Raw genomic sequence first — 18,263 nt, 5'->3', positions numbered from 1 at the left:
TAATTCGTATGAATTTTAGAAAAAGACATAGAGAAGCATCGGAGGTAGAAACGGGGGCATTAGCCGATATTCTATTTTTCTTATTGATGTTCTTTTTAATGATTTCAACTTTGGCTTCTCCTGATGCCATTAAATTGTTATTGCCTGAAACTAGTAAGCCTCAGAGTACTCCAGCTAATGAGGTTATCCGTTTAACGGTGGATGAAAATAAAAATTATTTCATTGATGATCGTCAAATTGATTTTGCCAATTTAGAAGTAGAATTGACTAAAGATGTTCAAGCTAAAAAAGCGGTTACTTTAATTGTTCGAATGGATCGAAACCAAACTGTCCAAGACTTAACAAATGTCTATGATTTGGCTGCTAAATTAAACCTTGCAATGGTGATGGCAGCAGAAAAGAAAAAATAAAAATTATGGAAGGCTACTTAATCATAGCCCTTAAATCAATAGCCGTTTACGTGTTTATCGTAGCGGCTATTCGTGTTTTTGGGAAAAAGGAATTTGCGCAATTATCGGTTGTGGATGTGGTATTCATCCTCTTAATTTCTAATTCAGTTCAAAATGCCATGGTCGGGTCTGACTCCTCATTAATAGGTGGTTTAGTCGCAGCCTTTGCATTGTTTCTGATGAATTTTTTATTGAAAAAATTTACACAGAATAATTCCGCCTTAAAAGCATTGGTGGAGGGGGAGCCCATTCTTTTGGTTTATGAAGGCCGATTAAATCAAGAAGGATTAGTGAAAGCACAGATAAGTATGGATGAATTAAATGCTGCCATCAGAGAACATGGTGTAGACGATATTTCTCATGTCAACTTATCTATACTTGAAACAGATGGAAATATTTCTGTTTTATCGGATAATTATAAAAAATCAAGTAAAAGAAGCCATAAAGGACACCGAATTATAGGTGAAAATAACCGTTAACTTGTATCTTTGTGAATTGCTCACCTGTTTGTAAAGGTGGGAATCATTTTCTCTTCTATATTAATGGAAAAAATATTAAAGTTCGGAGGAACGAGCTGCGGGAGTGTTGACAGTATTCAGTCAGTCTTAACCATCATTGAATCCAATTGGAGTTCTAAAACAAAATTTGCCGTTGTATTTTCCGCGATGAGTGGAGTTACCAATCAGTTGTTAGAAGCTGGCAAATTAGCATCCACAGGTAAAAAACCTGCAGAGGATCTTATTTCTACGATAGAAAATAGGCATTTTGAATTAATTAAGCATTTTATTCCTGTGACCGGACAATCACAAGTGATTGCTTCTGTCCGGACTTTAGTGAATGAGTTGCGGGATGTTTTAAAGGGAATAAGCCTATTGAAAGAACTTTCTCCCAAATCATCCGATCTGTTGGTGAGTTTTGGTGAACGATTATCTACCTCTTTAATAACAGCTATATTAGCTCAAAAGGGATTACCTGTTCTTTATATAGATTCTCGAGAAATAATCAAAACCAATGACGTATTCGGTAAATCAGATGTAGATTTTATTCAAACAAATAACCTAGTACAACATTTCTTTGAGAAGAATGAAGATAAAATTGGTTTAATTACTGGTTTTATTGGTTCAAATTCTGTTGGAGAAACGACCACTTTAGGTCGTGGAGGGTCAGATTACACGGCTTCCATTTTAGGAGCAGTTTTGTCGGTGAAGGAAATTGAAATCTGGACGGATGTGGATGGAATGATGACGGCAGATCCTCGAAAAGTTTCTAGCGCTTTTACAATTCCCTTCATTAGTTATGCGGAAGCGATGGAATTAACTCATTTTGGTGCCAAAGTGATTTACCCTCCATCTTTGCAACCTGCTTTTGCTAAAAATATTCCTATTCGAGTATTAAATACCTTTAATCCTTCGTTTAATGGAACTGTCGTAAGTCGTGAAGCGACTAAAACACCTTATATCATTACGGGTATTTCTTCTATTGATCATTTAGCATTGGTGAATCTTCAAGGTTCAGGAATGATTGGTGTGGCAGGTGTTTCTGCTAAATTATTTACAGTCCTTTCCAGAGAAAAGATATCTGTTATTTTAATTTCCCAAGCTTCTTCTGAACATTCGATCTGTTTTGCTATCGAGCCACAAATGGCAGGTGTCGTAAAAGATCTTTTAGAAAAAGAGTTTTCGCAAGAGATTGAAATGGGAGATATTGAAGGAATTGATATTCAAACAAATCTTTCCGTAATAGCAGTAGTTGGAGAAGGAATGCGACAACATACTGGTGTTAGTGGCAAATTATTTTCTGTCCTAGGTAAAAATGGCATTAATATTGTTGCTACAGCCCAAGGTTCATCTGAGTTAAATATTTCTGTTGTTATTGAGCAAAAAGACTTGTCGAAAGCATTGAATGTGATTCATGAGACTTTTTTCTTTTCTCAAATTAGAACCATTCATTTATTTTTGGTAGGTGCGGGACTCATTGGTAAAACATTGTTGAATCAATTGTCTGGACAAGAGAAATATTTGGAGAAATATAAGGGACTAAGAATTAAGTTAATCGGAATTGCGAATAGTAAAAAGCAATGGATTGATAGAGATGGTATTTCTTTCACAGAAGCCATTGAGATCCTAAATACCAAGGGTATTGAAAATAATATTTCCAATTTTGTTCAAGGCATTAAAGAATTCAATTTACCTAATTCAGTTTTTGCTGATTGCACAGCGGATAAGCATATTTACCAACATTATTTGGGATTATTTAAGTCCAATATTTCCGTAGTAACTCCTAATAAAGTTGCAAATTCTGGTCCATATGATTTATATGCTGAATTGCATCAAACTGCTTTAGCGAAAGGGGTTAAATTTTTGTATGAAACCAATGTTGGAGCGGGTTTGCCTGTGATCAATACGCTACAAGGTTTAATTGCTTCTGGTGATCGTTTTACTAAAATTGAAGGTGTCTTATCAGGGACTTTATCTTTTATTTTCAATCAATTTAAACCAGGGAAATCTTTTGCCGAAGTGGTCAAACAAGCTAAAGAAAAAGGCTATACGGAACCTGATCCACGGGAAGACTTGAGTGGGATGGATGTCGCAAGAAAAATATTGATTTTGAGTCGGGAAATAGGTTTAAAATTGGAATTCAAAGATATTACCATAGAGAAAATTATTCCAGAAAATTGCGAAAAAGCGGAATCAGTGGAAGCATTTTTTGATCAATTAGCGTATTCAAATGACTTTTTTGAAAAAATGATCAATGAAGCTTATCATCAAGGTAAGGTGCTTCGTTACATTGCTACTTTAGAGGATCAAAAAATAACTATTGGCTTACGAGCAGTAGATGAAAAACACCCTTTCTTTCAAATGGATGGGGCAGATAATGTAATTGCATTCACAACAAAAAGGTACCATGATCGACCTTTGGTAATCAAAGGACCTGGAGCAGGGGCAGAGGTGACAGCTTCTGGTGTTTTTGCTGATATTGTTTCACTGGGAAGTAATTTAGCATAATAATGGAAAAGATACGTGTATACGCCCCAGCGACTGTCGCTAATGTTGCTTGTGGTTTTGATATATTTGGTTTTGCGGTTAACCATCCCGGTGATGAAATTGTATTGGAAAAACGAAATGAGCCAGGAATAATCATCAAAGAAATTACTGGTGATGATGGCCGATTGCCTTTAGAAGTTGAAAAAAATACCGCTGGCATAGCTATTCAAAAATATTTGGCATTTATCGGAAAGCCAGAACAAGGATTCAGTATTTCTTTACATAAAGATATGCCATTGGGTTCTGGATTAGGCTCTTCCGCTGCTTCAGCGGTTGCTGGCGTATTTGCTGCCAATGAATTGATGGGCAAACCATTAACTCAGAAAGAATTGCTTCCTTTTGCCATGGAAGGAGAACGGGTTGCTTGTGGTTCTGCTCATGCTGACAATGTTGGGCCATCTTTATTAGGAGGATTTGTTATTATCCGTTCCTACAATCCCTTAGATATCGTTCAAATACAAACTCCTGCTGATTTATTTGCTAGTATTGTGCATCCTCAAATAGAGGTAAATACAAAAGATGCTCGTGGAATTTTGGATAAAGAAATATCCTTATCTACAACCATTACACAAATGGGAAATGTAGCCGGTTTGGTTGCTGGATTATTATTGCCAGATTATGATTTGATTGGCCGATCTTTGGTGGATGTGATCATTGAACCTTCCCGTTCTATATTGATTCCTCAATTTGCAGAAGTGAAAGCAGCAGCGCTTCTTGCAGGAGCTTTGGGCTGTTCTATCTCGGGTTCAGGACCATCTTTATTTGCCTTGTCTAAAGGGAAAGAAACCGCTCAACTAGTTGCGAAGGCTATGGAAAATGAATTTGCTAAAGTGGGTATAGGTTCGGAAAGCTATGTTTCAAATATTAATCAACAAGGTCCAATGATTTTGCCCAATTAAGCTTTGGGATGTGCTTGTTGATAAATTTGTTTCATCTTTTCCATCGAATTATGCGTATAAACTTGTGTTGCTGCTAAATTGGCATGCCCCAATAATTCCTTAATTGCATTTAAATCTGCTCCTTGATTCAATAAATGGGTGGCATAGGTATGTCGCAAGGTATGCGGTGATAATTTCTCTAATGTACTTACTTCCGATAATTTGGTTTTGATTAATCGCTGAACGAACATCGGGTAAAGAGCCTCTCCTTTATCTGTTAAAAGTAAATTTTCATGTTCAAATGGACAGATTTCCAGATATTTGATAATTAAGTCCGTCAACATATGTGGAATTGGAATGATTCGTTCCTTGTTTCTTTTTCCTAAAACCCGGAGTGTATGGTTGATGAAATTAACAGAACTACGTTGGATAGAAATTAATTCAGCTAATCGAATACCTGTTCCATATAATAATAGAAAAACCAAATAGTTTCGATGTTCTTCAAATGTGCTTAATACAATATCTTGTTGTAGTGATTCTGTTTCACTTTCTCGTAAAAATTGAGGTAGTTTTTTTTGAGTTTTGACCATTTTTATCGAACTCATTGGATTGTCACTAATTCTCCCAGTTCGAAGTAAATATTTATAAAACGTGCGTAAGGTGGCAATTTTTCGATTGATACTCCTGTTTTCAATGGACTGATTGGATAATTCAATAATCCATTGTCGAATGTCTTTGTGGTTTAATTCAATTAGTAATTTGGGAGGAAGAAAGGTGTCTAGGAATTGGCTAAACTGTTGTAAGTCAGTAGAGTAGGAGGTGATGGTATGCTGGCTTAGTCGCCTTTCTATGGCTAGGTGTTCCAAAAAAAAATTGACTATTTCGCGATTCATAATCGAAAATAGTCAATTATTTATGAAAATACGAGAAACTAGTTGTTTACGTTTCCGTAAGTCTTTTGCTTGTAAGATGCACGAATTAATTCAGTACGACGAGCAATTGAAGGCTTTTCGAAAGCTGATCTTCTACGTAATTCTTTTACTACACCAGTTTTCTCAAATTTCTTTTTGAAACGCTTTAAAGCTTTATCTATCGACTCGTTTTCTTTGATTGAAATAATTAACATGTACGTATTGATTTTTAAATTGTCCGCAAATATACGAATAGGATTTTTAAAATACAATAAGTGATTCTATATTTTATCCATATTTTTTCACAAGTCGGTCCGATTTTTTTAACTATTTTTGTGTTAAATTAAATTTTATGATGTCTCAATTTTCTCGAACAACCGTAACAGCAGCTTTGATTTATGCCAATGGCCCCATACATATTGGGCATTTAGCCGGATGTTATCTTCCTGCAGATATTTATGTAAGATTTTTACGTCTGCAAAAAAAGGATGTTATTTTTGTTTCAGGAACAGATGAGCATGGAGTTCCCATTACGATTAAGGCTCAAAAAGAGGGTAAGACGCCTCAGGAGGTAGTAGATCATTATTATGGAGTTATTAAATCTTCCTTTGAGGATTTTGGTATTTCTTTTGATATATATGGCAGAACATCTGATTCCGTACATCATCAATTATCTCAGGAATTCTTTTTGAATTTATACAATAACGGTCAATTTGTAGAGGAAATAACTCAGCAGTTTTATGACGAAGAAGCGGGACAATTTTTGGCAGACCGTTACATTGTGGGTGATTGCCCATCTTGTAAGCAATCGGGTGCTTATGGAGATCAATGTGAAAAATGTGGTACTACTTTGTCGCCCAATGAATTGTTAAATCCAAAATCTACATTAAGTGGTTCTTCACCTGTTTTAAAGCCAACCAAAAATTGGTTTTTGCCTCTGGATAGGTTTCAACCTGCTTTGGAAAAATACATTGCTTCACATCCTGAGTGGAAATCGAATGTGACGGGCCAAGTTAAATCTTGGTTGCAGGAAGGTTTGCGTCCTCGTGCTATGACACGTGATTTAAATTGGGGTGTTCCAATTCCTTTGCCTGACACGGATGGTAAAGTTTTGTATGTATGGTTTGATGCCCCTATTGGTTATATCTCCATGACAAGCCAATTAAGGCCCGATTGGGAGAAGTATTGGAAATCGGAAGACTCTAGAATTGTACATTTTATCGGTAAGGATAATATTGTCTTTCACACCTTGATTTTTCCAGCCATGTGCATGGCGCACGGCGATTATCAATTGGCTGACCAAGTGCCAGCCAATGAGTTTATGAACTTAGAAGGCGATAAAATTTCCACTTCAAGGAATTGGGCTGTTTGGTTGCATGAATATTTACAGGACTTTCCGGGCAAACAGGATGTTTTGAGGTATGCCTTGACAGCTTCTAGTCCTGAAAGTAAAGATGCAGACTTCACTTGGGCTGATTTTCAGACGAAAAATAATTCGGAATTAGTAGCTATTTTGGGAAATTTCGTAAATAGAGCATTTGTGTTAATAGATAAGAATTTTGATTCCAAGGTGCCAACCAAAGGGGATTTGACCTCATTAGATAAGGATTTAATGGAAGCGGTAAATGAGATTCCCGGGAAATTGGCCTTCGCTTTAGAGAATTATAAATTTAGAGATGCTTTGGTTTTAGCAATGGAAGTAGCAAGGCTGGGGAATAAATATTTAGCAGAGACGGAACCTTGGAAATTAATGAAGGAAGATACTGCTAAGGCAGGTTCTGTTTTGAACTATGCTGTTCAATTGGTTGCTCATGTAAGTATTGCTTTAGAACCATTCTTGCCATTCACAGCTCTTAAATTACGGAATGCTTTAGGTTTGGCAGATTGTGATTGGTCTATGATTGGGAATTTTACCTGCATTTCAGATGGTCAACAATTAATTAATCCAGGCTTATTATTCGAGAAAATTGAAGATTCTGTCATTCAAGTTCAAGTGGATCGATTAAATGACACAAAAAAATCGATGGAAATGGCTAGTAAATTATTGCCTGAAATAAAGGAAACGGTTAGCTACGATGATTTTGCGAAGTTGGATCTTCGTTTGGGAACAATAGTGGCTGCTGAAAAAATGGAAAAAAGTAAAAAACTATTAAAATTGAGTGTAAATGATGGTTTTAAAACTCGTATTATACTAAGTGGAATTGCTGAATCCTTTACTGCAGAGGAGGTAATAGGTAAGCAAGTAACTTTTTTAGCCAATTTAGCACCACGTAAAATGATGGGTTTAGAAAGTGAAGGAATGATTTTAATGGCAGAAGGACAAGATGGGAAATTGGACTTTTTGATGCCAGGTTCCAAGATGTGGAATGGTGCGAGTATCAATTAAATTTTTCTAAAAAGCTAGTTAAAAAAAATAAGGCCAGAAGAAACTTCTTGCCTTATTGTTAACCTCTAAACCTATTTAACTATGAAAATTTATACAAATATAGTACATTTTTGTTAATTATATAAGTTTAGTGCAAAAAAAAATAAAAAAAAGGTGTTGTTATGAACGACACCTTTTTTGATTACCTCTAAACCTATTTAACTATGAAAACTACTAACAATCTATTTTTATAAAACAATTATCAATTCTACTTGATTCTCAGAAAGTGGATTTAACTCATTTTCTACAACTGGATTTTGATCTAAAGAAGCCCAAATTGCATTGATAGCCTTTGCCGATTTGTTAATTTCTTTTATCCAATTCAACGACTTTTCATCAGAAATATTTTGTGCCTGGCTAAAAATCGATTTAATTGTTTGATTGAATATTGCTTTTTCCTCTTTGTTAATAACTAAATAATTCATCTGATTGTTTTGATAATCTTCTAAGATGGAGATGGTCAAACTTGCTGCAGATGATTGTGTTTTTGAATTATTCTTATTTATTAAAGTCTGAATTTTTTCAGAAAGAGTCTCTTTGTTTACTGACATTTTTACTGTCGAACCTTCTACATTAGAAGTATTACCGCTTGCATTTACCGCTGTTGTGATTATGCTTAGTCCAACTAAGCAGCTAATCGTTAAAATTTTGCTTTTCATAAGATTTGTTATATTTAATACTTAAATCAACAATGCAAAATTATTGTATTTTTTTTATATCACCAAACTTTGTTTTGAACAATTTTTGAATGCTTAGGATTAAAAATTCTTTAATTTAATGACTTTTCGGAATTTTAATTATATATTTTTTAAATAAACCAAATATTATTTGGCTCATTTGTTTTTATCTTTTGAATAATTCTAATTTTATTTTTTCGGAAAAATTATAATATTCTTTTAAAAGTACAATTATTGGTTGTATTTGTTCATTGTTTTTTGAATGCCCTCTAAGCAGAAATTCTCGATAATTGTAATTGTCCTATCCAGAATGAAAGGAATTACTTCAAATTCTTTCTCCGAAAAGTTACCAAGAACATAATCTACCTGACGTCCTTTTGAAAATTCACTTCCTACTCCCATTCTTAGACGAGCATATTCTTGCGTATTTAGTGATGCTTCTATACTCTTCAATCCATTATGTCCGCCTGCTGATCCTTTTGGTTTGAGGCGCAGTGTCTCAAATGGTAGCGCTATATCATCGGTTAATATGAGTAGGTTTTCTTTTTCTATTTTTAATTGTTGACACCAATAATTCACCGCCTTTCCACTTAAATTCATGAATGTATTGGGCTTTAATATATAAATTTGATTTCCTTTTAATCGATATTGGCTGATTGAACCTAATCGATCATTGGAAAATGAAATGTCTTTTTGTTTGGATAAATAATCCAAAGCCATAAATCCAATATTATGTCGGGTAAACAAATATTCAGGTCCAATATTCCCTAATCCTACAATTAAATAATTCATCTTACCATTTTTTTTACAAAAATACATTCAAATTTTTTAGAAGCGGACTTTGGACTTAACTTCGTTAAAAATTTAATTTTCATGAGAAAAATTGCGTTTATCACAGGAGCTAGTTCGGGTATAGGTCGTGCTAGTGCTCTTTCCTTAGCCAAAGAGGGCTTTGATTTAATTCTTTGTGGTCGCAGAGTAGACGCTTTATCTAAGTTGGCTGAAGAAATCGGAACTTCTACTTTACTATTAACTTTTGATGTTGGTGATAATCTTCAAGTGGTCAATTCCATTGATTCCTTGCCATCCGATTGGAAAAACATTGATGTTTTATTGAACAATGCAGGTAATGCGCATGGTTTGTCAGCCATTCAGGATGGTGAATTAACAGATTGGGAAGCTATGATGAATAGTAATGTGATGGGTTTATTGCATGTTTCAAAAGCCATTATTCCTTTGATGATTCAAAACAAAAAGGGTCATATCATTAATATTTCCTCCATCGCAGGAAAACAAGTATATCCCAATGGAAATGTGTATTGTGCGTCTAAAGCTGCCGTAGAAGCCCTTTCTCAAGGTATGCGCCAAGATCTAAACACTTTTGGTATCAAGGTCTCAAATGTAGCTCCAGGAGCTGTCAATACTGGATTTTCTTCCGTTCGTTTTAAGGGAGATCAAGCTAAGGCGGATGCTGTTTATCAAGGATTTACCCCTTTGATTGCTGAAGATATAGCGGATTTAATAAAGTATATCGTTTTGGCGCCTGCACATGTAAATATTGCCGACGTAACCATATTGCCTAGCGCTCAAGCTTCAGCTTCACAAATAAAACGAGATGCTTAATTAAGTCGTTGACGAACTGCTTCGAATATTATAACGCCAGCTGCCACAGATACATTTAAGGAACCTACTTGACCACTTTGAGGAATGGATGCTAATTCATCCACTTTTCGAAGTAATTCATCAGATATACCATCTTCTTCTGAACCCATTATAATGGCTAATGGTTCTTTTAAGTCCATTTGATAAATGGAATTTTTGGTTTTTTCGGTACAAGCCAACACCTTTAAACCTGAATTTTGTAGGAATTCAACCGATGTAATGAGACTTTCTTCTTTACAAACGGGTAAAAAATTCAATGCTCCAGAAGATGTTTTCATTGCATCCGCATTAATTTGAGCGGCTCCTCGAGAAGGAATAACAATCGCATGTGCTCCAGCACACTCGGCTGTTCTAGCAATTGCACCAAAGTTTCTTACATCTGTTATACGGTCCAAGACCAAAATCAATGGAATTTGTCCTTTTTCAAAGGTATCTGCAATGACATTTTCTAATTTAGCATAATGAATAGCAGATACGAAAGCTATTGCACCTTGGTGATTTTTACGAGTAATTCGGTTAAGCTTTTCTAAGGGAACTTTTTGAACTTGAACTCCTTTTTCCTTTGCTAAATCCAAAATCTCCACATTCCCTAATTCTCGTTGAACCAATAAACGATCAATTTCTTTTCCAGACCTTAATGTCTCTAAAACGGATTGAATGCCAAATACAAATTCTTTATTATCTGTTTTTGGAGTTGTAAAATGTCTGAATGGCTTTCTAAATGAATTTTGATCTTTCTCTATTGACACGACGTTATCTTGATTTTGTACAAAGTTCGGTAATTTTTTCGGTATTTTTTTTATTCTTTTATTTATGGCTTTTTAAGTTTAGCTTGATTAATCTATTAACTCATTTTAGAATAATGATTACCTTTGTACTCAAATTTTAAAATATGTATAAAACGACTGAAATAGCCTCCTCTGAAATCGCGTCTGATAATCCTATCCATCAACGTTTATTGTTTCCTTACAATTATGTCAGTTCTTTGGTCAATGGAAATTTGTTGGAAATTGGTTGTGGAACAGGCAGGGGTGTAGCCGTACTTTCAGATAAAATTGATCACTATACAGGTATAGATAAAAATACGGAATTACTTGAAAAATTGAGTGGAGAATATCCTGCTTTCAAGTTTATTGATATGTTTTTGCCACCATTGAAGGATATACCTTCAGATACCTATGATTTTGTAGTGACCTTTCAAGTAATAGAACATATAGAGAATGATGATTTCTTTTTACAAGAGGCAGCTCGCGTGTTAAAGCCAGGTGGAAAATTATATCTTACCACCGTTAATAAAAAATTTTCTTTAACCAGAAACCCTTGGCATGTAAGAGAATACGAAGCTATTTCCTTGGAAAATATCATGAAAAAACATTTTTCTCAGGTTATTACACAAGGAATTCATGGGAATGAAAAAGTTTTATCTTACTACGAAGAAAATAAAAAATCAGTTCAAAAAATTACTCGATTTGATATTTTTAATCTTCAGTATAATTTACCAAGAACCTGGTTACAAGTTCCTTATGATATTGCGAACCGTTTAAGTCGGGTTATCGCTTCCAAATCAAATCATCAATTAGTTAATTCCATCCAAGTGGATGATTATTATTTGAATGACCAACCTGATACTTCTTTTGATTTCTTTTATACGGGTATTAAATAAGCCATGGATTTTATCAATGAGGAAATAGAAGATTATTCCACTCTTTTTTCGGATCCGGAAAGTGATTTATTAAAAAGGCTAAATCGGGAAACTCATGCCATGGTTTTGCAACCTCGGATGCTGTCAGGTCATTTGCAAGGTCGGTTTTTATCCATGATATCCAAATTGATTCAACCGAATTTAATTCTTGAAATAGGAACCTACACTGGATATTCGGCTTTGTGTTTAGCTGAAGGACTTACGGACGCTGGAAAATTGATTACCATTGATGTCAATGAAGAATTAGAAACCTTTACACGTTCCTTTTTTGATCAATCACCTTGGAAAAATCAAATTGATTATCGCATCGCCGATGCAAAAAATGAAATAGCTAATATTGAAGGCCCTTTTGATTTGGTATTTATTGATGCAGATAAAAGAAATTATGCCATGTATTTTGATTTAGTTATCTCTAAAATGCGTCAAGGTGGTTTAATTTTAGTTGATAATGTTTTGTGGAGTGGTAAAGTGGTTCAAGAAAACGCCAATGATAAATCAACCAATGCTTTAAGAGCATTTAATCAAAAATGTGTTGAAGATCCCCGTGTGGAAAAGATGTTATTGCCTCTAAGAGATGGCTTGTATTTGCTTCGAGTTATTTAAGAGGTGTTAATTGGATTTTTTGTCCAACACTGATAGCTTGATTAGCACCCAAAGAATTCCATTTTCGGAGATCCTCGAGGGATATTTGATACATTTTGGCAATTCTGAAAAGATTTTCTCCTCCTTTCACTACATGAAAAGCAGGTTTTTTTTGCAATAATTTTTCAGTCGTTTTTATCTCTTTCTCTACAATTAAAGGTGCTACTTTATGGATACTTGTATCCACTTTTTTCTGAGGTAATTGAGAATCCACCCAATTGGATTTTGCCTCTTTTTCCGATTGAATATTTATTTCTCTGCTAATAGCAGGTTCGATCAACAATGGTTCTTTGTCGATTTTAGTGCTAACTTTTCTTTTAGTAAAATCTTCCTTTTGCTCTTCTACGACAATTTTCTCCTCTATTTCTTCTTCTTTTTTGGGTAGTTTTTCAGCTAATCTTTGCGCTTTTTCATCCAATTTTTGAGAAATAAGTTCTAACATGGGAATTTTTCTCAAGTACTTAATGGGTTGACCTATGCTCAATAATGAATTCATTTCTAAATCATTCAGCTTTAAAATAGCATCTAAGCTCATACCATATTTATGCGCAATGCCAGTTAAATTGTCACCTGGTACAATTTTGTGAATTTTAACTTCCACCTCATTACTTAAGATTTCCTTGTACTTCTTTTTGGGATATAATCCTTTATCTTTTTGTACCGGTAAATATAATTTAGTTGAATCAATGGAAGCAGTTAAGTTATCATCATCAATCGGATTGACATCTTTTATGCCTGTCTGACTAATTATGGGTTGAGACTGTGTTTCTGAAACAAATTCTGAAACATTGGATGGGTGATAAATCGTGTAGGATTTATCGTTAGGTAAATAATCTTTAAGAATCCATGGATTGTGTTTTTTTAATTCATCAAAACTAATTTTTAGTTCATCTGAAAGTTCATAAAGATTCTTACCTTCGACATTATTATAACACACTAAACTAACATCATTTTTTTCAGCGGAAGGATCGCTGTAACATCCAACTTGATCCTCCCAAAAATTCTTGTACGCTAGAAAACGTAAAACGTACCAATCAGTGGATGAGTCGACTTCAATTTCAGTTTTATTAATCCAATTAGGATAATAGTTTGATTTCTTTAAAGTCCCTAAGCCTACCCGATACGATAGTAATGTACTTAGCCAATTATTCAAAACACCATTATTCCGAGTAAAATAGTTAACTGCACCTTTAGTTGCTTCTATAATATGTTTTCTTTCATCTACATCTTGATTAACCTTCATCCCCACATCTTTCGCTGTTTCCAGTTTAAATTGCCAATATCCGACTGCTTGGGAAGTAGATACTGCGTTTGGATTTAAGCTACTTTCTTGAACGCACAAATATTTGAACTCATCTGGAATATTTCCTTGTTTTAAAATGGGTTCAATTACGGGGAAGTATAACCTCATTTTTGCAATTAATCCCGCGACATATTTACGGTTGCCACTAATCATATTCCATTCTTTTTCCAAAATAGGTTTTGCCGAAGGATGTATGTGTACCTTAACATTTCCAATAGAGACACTATCTGGAATATTTTGATAAGCTAAACCTGGAAGAGTTAGAAATATCAACAGGAAAAGAAACAAGTTCTTTTTTAGCATGTTATGGGATAAAAGTAATAATCAATGCAAGTAATAATTATTCTAATGACAAAAATATCAAATTTATTTGACTAGAACGTTTTTTGGTGACCTTAAATTGTGTAAATCTTTTGTTTGTATGCCCGAACTTCTTTTACCTTTGTTGACAAATTAACTAATATGATTTTAATAGATGATACGGTAATCAGTGAAGATGTAGCTGATGAGTTTTTTGTTTGTGATTTAGCGAAATGCAAAGGTGCCTGTTGTGTGGAGGGAGATTTAGGCGCACCTCTGGAAGAAGAAGAATTAGGGATATTGGAACGTATACAAGACGATATTAAACCTTTTTTGTCTGAAATTGGCTTGCAAGAAATTGCGCAATCGGGTACTTGGGTAAAGGATGAAGATGGTGACTTTTCAACTCCTATCATTAAAGGTAGAGAATGTGCCTATGCCATTTACGATGAAAAAGGATATCTGAAATGCGGAATTGAGCAAGCATATTTTGCAGGTAAAACCGATTTTCGTAAACCTATTTCTTGTCACTTATATCCCATTCGAATTGCTAAATTAGCGGAATATCAGGCAATTAATTATGAAAGATGGACCATTTGTTCGGATGCTTGTTCGCATGGAAAAGAATTAGGTGTTCCTGTTTATAAATTCTTAAAAGATCCGCTCATTCGTAAATTTGGTACCAAATGGTATGCTGAGTTAGAAAAAGAAATTGCGGAAAGGAAGGAAGAAATCTAAATTTATTCCTAATGAATTCTTTTGATCCCATCTATGAGGTTGTTCAATTAATTCCATATGGACGTGTTAGTTCATATGGTGCGATTGCATCTTATTTAGGTATGAAAGGAGGGGCAAGAATGGTTGGATGGGCTATGAATGCTAGTCATACCTTAACTGATGTGCCGGCTCATCGAGTAGTTAATCGTATGGGTCTTTTAACTGGAAAGTCTCATTTCGGAGAAAATAGAATGCAAAAATTACTGGAATCCGAAGGGATTATTGTGATCGATGACCAAATTGTTAACTTTTCTCAAGTGTTTTGGGATCCATCCAAAGAACTTATTTAAGTTCGTTCAGGTATTTTTTACCTCCAAGCATTCGCATTTGTCGTTGAATGGAATTAGTTCTTCTTAGCACATAATTGGAAGGGTTTTCAATCGAAAATCGAATAGGATTTGGTAAAACAGCAGCGATTCTTGCGGCCTCTGATCGACTAACTTCGAGAGCTGAATGTTGGTAATATCGACGGCAAGCTGCTTCTACACCAAAAGTCATTTTGCCTGTTTCTGCCACATTTAAATAAACCTCTAAAATTCGCTCTTTGCCCCAAATTAGTTCAATCATAAAGGTGAAGTAAACTTCTAATCCTTTTCTTAAATAACTTCTATCTTGCCATAAAAATACATTTTTGGCTACTTGCTGGGAAATTGTACTTGCACCTTTAATCTTTTTCCCCTTTAAATTATTCTTTAATGCTCCTTGTAAGGCCTCAAAATCGAATCCGCTATGAGTAGGGAATCTTTGGTCTTCCGAGGCAATGACTGCCAAAGCGCAATTTTTATCAATTTCATGATAGGGGGTCCAATTACTATAAATTTTACTTTCTTCCCCAGATTTCAATGCTTCTATTTTACGTACAAACATGGTTGGAGTAAAATAAACTGGAATGAATTTGAGTAAGAAAATGGCTATTATGGATGCTATCCATAAATAAAATAAAACTTTCAGTAATTTTTTAAAATAGTATTTTAGGGTATGTTTAGGCTTCGGATCTATTTCATTCGAAATGATTTTTTCGAATTTTGACGCTGTTTTTTTGTTGCGTTTGGTATTCGATATATCAATTCGTTGGGCCATACTATTTTGGAGGGTTAATTTTCAGATTGCAAAAATACAATTCTCTTTTTAATTCATGAACTAAACGATGAAAATATCGCTACTTAATTTATCAGCAATAATTCTGCCTTTTTGATTTAGTATAAAGTGATTCCTTTCAATTTTACCATATTTGTCAATAACCCATCCATGAATGGTTTCAATTTGTTCATTGGAACCTGCATTTTTGATATATTCAAGGTCTATTCCCCATTGGGTCCTCAATCGAGTCATGATGTATTCATTCAATTTATCTGCCTCACTCAAATGTTCGATTTCCGCATTAATCAATGAATTTTCGATAGATTGGCAATATTTGATATTGTTGGAAACATTCCATTGTCTACTGATTCCATTGAAACTATGGGCGGATGGTCCAATTCCCAAGTATTCTTCTTGCATCCAATAACTTGTATTGTGTTGGGAATATTTTCCATTTTTGGCAAAATTGGAAATTTCATATCCTTCAAAGCCATTTTCTTCCAATAAATCATGGGTAATTTGAAATTGTTTCGCCATTTCACCATCTGGAATTTCTTGAAATTGATTTTTACTCTTGCGAACTCCAAAGACTGTTTTGGGTTCAATTGTTAAACTATAAGCCGATATATGTTGCACATCTAATTCTACCGCTGTCAAAATATCTTTTTCCAATTCTAAGCGAGTGCTTCCAGGAATTCCGAAAATCAAATCTACGCTAATGTTTTTAAATCCAGCCATTTGAGCATTTTGGATGGCTAATTTAGAGGATTCTGTATTGTGATTTCGATGAAGGAAAACTAAATTTTTGTCTTGAAAGCTTTGAATACCAATGCTTAATCGATTGATTCCTTTATGTTTCAAAATGGCTAAATATTCTTTGCTTAGGTCTTCTGGATTTGCTTCAAAGGTAATTTCTGCATCATGTGATACATAGAAATGTGCATGTATTTTATCGAAAATTTCATCTAATTCGGAAGAATTTAATAGGGAAGGAGTACCTCCACCGAAGTAGATGGTTGATAAAGTGGTATGGTGTAAGTAATTTTTTTGCAACTCAATTTCTTTTAAAATTGCATTAATCAACTGCCTCTTACCACTTAATTGAGTTGAAAAATGAAAGTCGCAATAATGACAAGCTTGTCTACAAAAAGGAATATGTAAGTAAAGATGCAAAATGTTGAATTTAGGGTTCAAATATCAAACAACTTAAACGCTTTGGATCTAGCATTTCAATAGCTAATTCCTGGATTTTTTTTGCTTCTATGACGTTGATTTGTTCGAAAATTTCTTCCAAACTCTCTATTTTTTCGCGATCTAATAAACTTTTGGCCATCATCAACATAAAATTCAAATTCCCTTCCTCAGCCATAGCTAATTGTCCCTTTAATTGTGACTTTATTTTTTGCAATTGATTGGGACTAAGTATTTTATCTTGTAGCTTTTCAAATTCTCGATGGATTAATTTGATTGACTTTTTGACTTGATTGGGTTCTGTGCCAAAATAGATAGCCCAAAATCCAGCATCCATATATGAGGTGAAACTTGCTTCAATCGAATATACCAAACCATGTTTTTCACGAACAGAGACATTTAATAATGAATTCATACTAGGTCCGCCCAACAAATTGATTAGCATAAAAAAGGCTAAACGATCTGGATGTTCAATTCCAAACGATTGCCTTCCAATGGCAACATGCGATTGAGTAATTCCTCTTTTTACCACTTTTTCCAATGGAATCATTTCAGCTGGAATGATTCTTTTTTGAATTTGTTTTTTGGCTGGAATATTGCCTAGATGTTTTTCTGCCCATTTGAAAACTTTTTGATGATCAAGTTTTCCAATGGATGAAAATACAATTCGATAGGTATCTAAATTATTCTCAATAAATTGATTTAAATCGGTATTTTGAAAAGAATTAACCGTCTGGTTGGTACCCAAAATGTTCATCCCTAAAGGATGGTTAGGGAATAATAATTCGTCGAAATCATCTTGGATAGCTTCTTCAGGAGCATCGTAATACATGGACATTTCTTCCAAAATTACACTACGTTCTTTCTCTAATTCTTTACTTGGAAAGGTTGAATGAAAGGTGATATCTGTTAATAATTCTAATGCCCTCTCGTAATACGGAGAAAGAACAGAGGCGTGAAAACAAATCTTTTCTTTGGTTGTATAAGCATTTAATTCACCGCCAATGACTTCTAATCGATTGATGATATCGATGTTGTTTTTCTTGTTAGTTCCTTTAAATGCTAAATGCTCCCAAAAATGAGCGATTCCTTGGTTATCTAAATTCTCATCTCTACTACCTATATCTAACATAATTCCCATATGGGATATTTCTGTGTGAACCACTTGTCGGTGAACAATGGTGATTCCATTAGAAAGAGTTATGCTTTGAATTGAATTCAT

Annotated in this window: 19 protein-coding genes; 10 read left to right on the top strand and 9 right to left on the bottom strand. The window is 34.4% G+C overall.

From position 1 onward, the window contains the following. The first annotated feature begins 8 nt into the window (after positions 1 to 8). The 4 genes from V7S76_RS07395 (at position 9) to V7S76_RS07380 (ending at position 4,392) form a co-directional block, all read left to right on the top strand. Positions 9 to 410: an ExbD/TolR family protein gene (locus V7S76_RS07395; protein ID WP_459509418.1), complete on the top strand. Its 402-nt coding sequence runs from the start codon at positions 9 to 11 to the stop codon at positions 408 to 410. 5 nt (positions 411 to 415) lie between these two features. Beyond that, the gene (locus V7S76_RS07390) at positions 416 to 928 is read left to right on the top strand and encodes a DUF421 domain-containing protein (RefSeq protein WP_459509417.1); all 513 of its coding nucleotides are present in this window, start codon (positions 416 to 418) and stop codon (positions 926 to 928) included. Positions 929 to 991: 63 nt separating this feature from the next. After that, positions 992 to 3,454 (top strand): bifunctional aspartate kinase/homoserine dehydrogenase I, encoded by a 2,463-nt coding sequence (gene thrA, locus V7S76_RS07385; protein ID WP_459509416.1) that lies wholly within the window; start codon positions 992 to 994, stop codon positions 3,452 to 3,454. 2 nt (positions 3,455 to 3,456) lie between these two features. Beyond that, positions 3,457 to 4,392, top strand: a complete 936-nt coding sequence (locus tag V7S76_RS07380) for a homoserine kinase (protein ID WP_459509415.1) — start codon at positions 3,457 to 3,459, stop codon at positions 4,390 to 4,392. Here the strand turns inward: V7S76_RS07380 and V7S76_RS07375 are convergent. Beyond that, entirely contained in the window at positions 4,389 to 5,264 is an 876-nt protein-coding gene (locus tag V7S76_RS07375) for a tyrosine-type recombinase/integrase (protein WP_459509414.1), read from the bottom strand. The two genes, V7S76_RS07380 and V7S76_RS07375, sit on opposite strands and share 4 nt — an antisense overlap. Before the next feature lie 38 nt (positions 5,265 to 5,302). Next, positions 5,303 to 5,497, bottom strand: coding sequence for a 30S ribosomal protein S21 (gene rpsU / locus V7S76_RS07370; RefSeq protein WP_459509413.1), 195 nt, complete (start codon positions 5,495 to 5,497; stop codon positions 5,303 to 5,305). 137 nt (positions 5,498 to 5,634) lie between these two features. On the opposite strand from rpsU, the gene metG reads away from it, so the two are divergent. Further along, positions 5,635 to 7,668 carry a methionine--tRNA ligase gene (metG, locus tag V7S76_RS07365; protein WP_459509412.1) on the top strand — a complete coding sequence of 678 codons (2,034 nt, stop codon included), beginning with the start codon at positions 5,635 to 5,637 and terminating at the stop codon, positions 7,666 to 7,668. Positions 7,669 to 7,895: 227 nt separating this feature from the next. On the opposite strand, the gene V7S76_RS07360 is transcribed toward metG, so the two are convergent. Together V7S76_RS07360 and pth are read right to left on the bottom strand one after the other, a co-directional pair. Further along, a complete protein-coding gene (locus tag V7S76_RS07360) occupies positions 7,896 to 8,366 on the bottom strand; it encodes a hypothetical protein (RefSeq protein ID WP_459509411.1) in 471 nt (156 codons plus the stop codon). 249 nt (positions 8,367 to 8,615) lie between these two features. After that, positions 8,616 to 9,176: an aminoacyl-tRNA hydrolase gene (gene pth / locus V7S76_RS07355; RefSeq protein WP_459509410.1), complete on the bottom strand. Its 561-nt coding sequence runs from the start codon at positions 9,174 to 9,176 to the stop codon at positions 8,616 to 8,618. An 81-nt stretch (positions 9,177 to 9,257) separates the two neighbouring features. On the opposite strand from pth, the gene V7S76_RS07350 reads away from it, so the two are divergent. Then, entirely contained in the window at positions 9,258 to 10,007 is a 750-nt protein-coding gene (locus V7S76_RS07350; protein WP_459509409.1) for an SDR family NAD(P)-dependent oxidoreductase, read from the top strand. Here the strand turns inward: V7S76_RS07350 and rlmB are convergent. Then, positions 10,004 to 10,789 (bottom strand): 23S rRNA (guanosine(2251)-2'-O)-methyltransferase RlmB, encoded by a 786-nt coding sequence (rlmB, locus tag V7S76_RS07345; protein WP_459509439.1) that lies wholly within the window; start codon positions 10,787 to 10,789, stop codon positions 10,004 to 10,006. The genes V7S76_RS07350 and rlmB overlap by 4 nt on opposite strands. Before the next feature lie 149 nt (positions 10,790 to 10,938). On the opposite strand from rlmB, the gene V7S76_RS07340 reads away from it, so the two are divergent. Together V7S76_RS07340 and V7S76_RS07335 are read left to right on the top strand one after the other, a co-directional pair. Continuing rightward, complete coding sequence (locus V7S76_RS07340; RefSeq protein ID WP_459509408.1) at positions 10,939 to 11,709, top strand: class I SAM-dependent methyltransferase; 771 nt, start codon at positions 10,939 to 10,941, stop codon at positions 11,707 to 11,709. A 3-nt stretch (positions 11,710 to 11,712) separates the two neighbouring features. Beyond that, a complete protein-coding gene (locus tag V7S76_RS07335) occupies positions 11,713 to 12,351 on the top strand; it encodes an O-methyltransferase (protein ID WP_459509407.1) in 639 nt (212 codons plus the stop codon). On the opposite strand, the gene V7S76_RS07330 is transcribed toward V7S76_RS07335, so the two are convergent. Further along, positions 12,344 to 13,996, bottom strand: coding sequence for a LysM peptidoglycan-binding domain-containing protein (locus V7S76_RS07330; RefSeq protein ID WP_459509406.1), 1,653 nt, complete (start codon positions 13,994 to 13,996; stop codon positions 12,344 to 12,346). The two genes, V7S76_RS07335 and V7S76_RS07330, sit on opposite strands and share 8 nt — an antisense overlap. A gap of 159 nt (positions 13,997 to 14,155) precedes the next feature. Between V7S76_RS07330 and V7S76_RS07325 the strand changes: the two genes are divergently transcribed. Beyond that, entirely contained in the window at positions 14,156 to 14,731 is a 576-nt protein-coding gene (locus tag V7S76_RS07325) for a DUF3109 family protein (protein ID WP_459509405.1), read from the top strand. 11 nt (positions 14,732 to 14,742) lie between these two features. Beyond that, entirely contained in the window at positions 14,743 to 15,060 is a 318-nt protein-coding gene (locus tag V7S76_RS07320; protein ID WP_459509404.1) for an MGMT family protein, read from the top strand. On the opposite strand, the gene mtgA is transcribed toward V7S76_RS07320, so the two are convergent. Genes mtgA through V7S76_RS07305 form a run of 3 tightly spaced genes read right to left on the bottom strand, consistent with a single transcriptional unit; the run spans position 15,053 to position 18,263 of the window. Then, positions 15,053 to 15,850, bottom strand: a complete 798-nt coding sequence (mtgA, locus tag V7S76_RS07315; protein ID WP_459509403.1) for a monofunctional biosynthetic peptidoglycan transglycosylase — start codon at positions 15,848 to 15,850, stop codon at positions 15,053 to 15,055. The genes V7S76_RS07320 and mtgA overlap by 8 nt on opposite strands. Before the next feature lie 60 nt (positions 15,851 to 15,910). After that, the gene (hemW, locus tag V7S76_RS07310; RefSeq protein WP_459509402.1) at positions 15,911 to 17,023 is read right to left on the bottom strand and encodes a radical SAM family heme chaperone HemW; all 1,113 of its coding nucleotides are present in this window, start codon (positions 17,021 to 17,023) and stop codon (positions 15,911 to 15,913) included. A 10-nt stretch (positions 17,024 to 17,033) separates the two neighbouring features. Next, a complete protein-coding gene (locus tag V7S76_RS07305) occupies positions 17,034 to 18,263 on the bottom strand; it encodes a M16 family metallopeptidase (protein ID WP_459509401.1) in 1,230 nt (409 codons plus the stop codon).

It is taken from the genome of Aquirufa sp. ROCK2-A2 (assembly GCF_054558485.1).
This window is presented reverse-complemented; position numbering and strand designations above follow the sequence as displayed.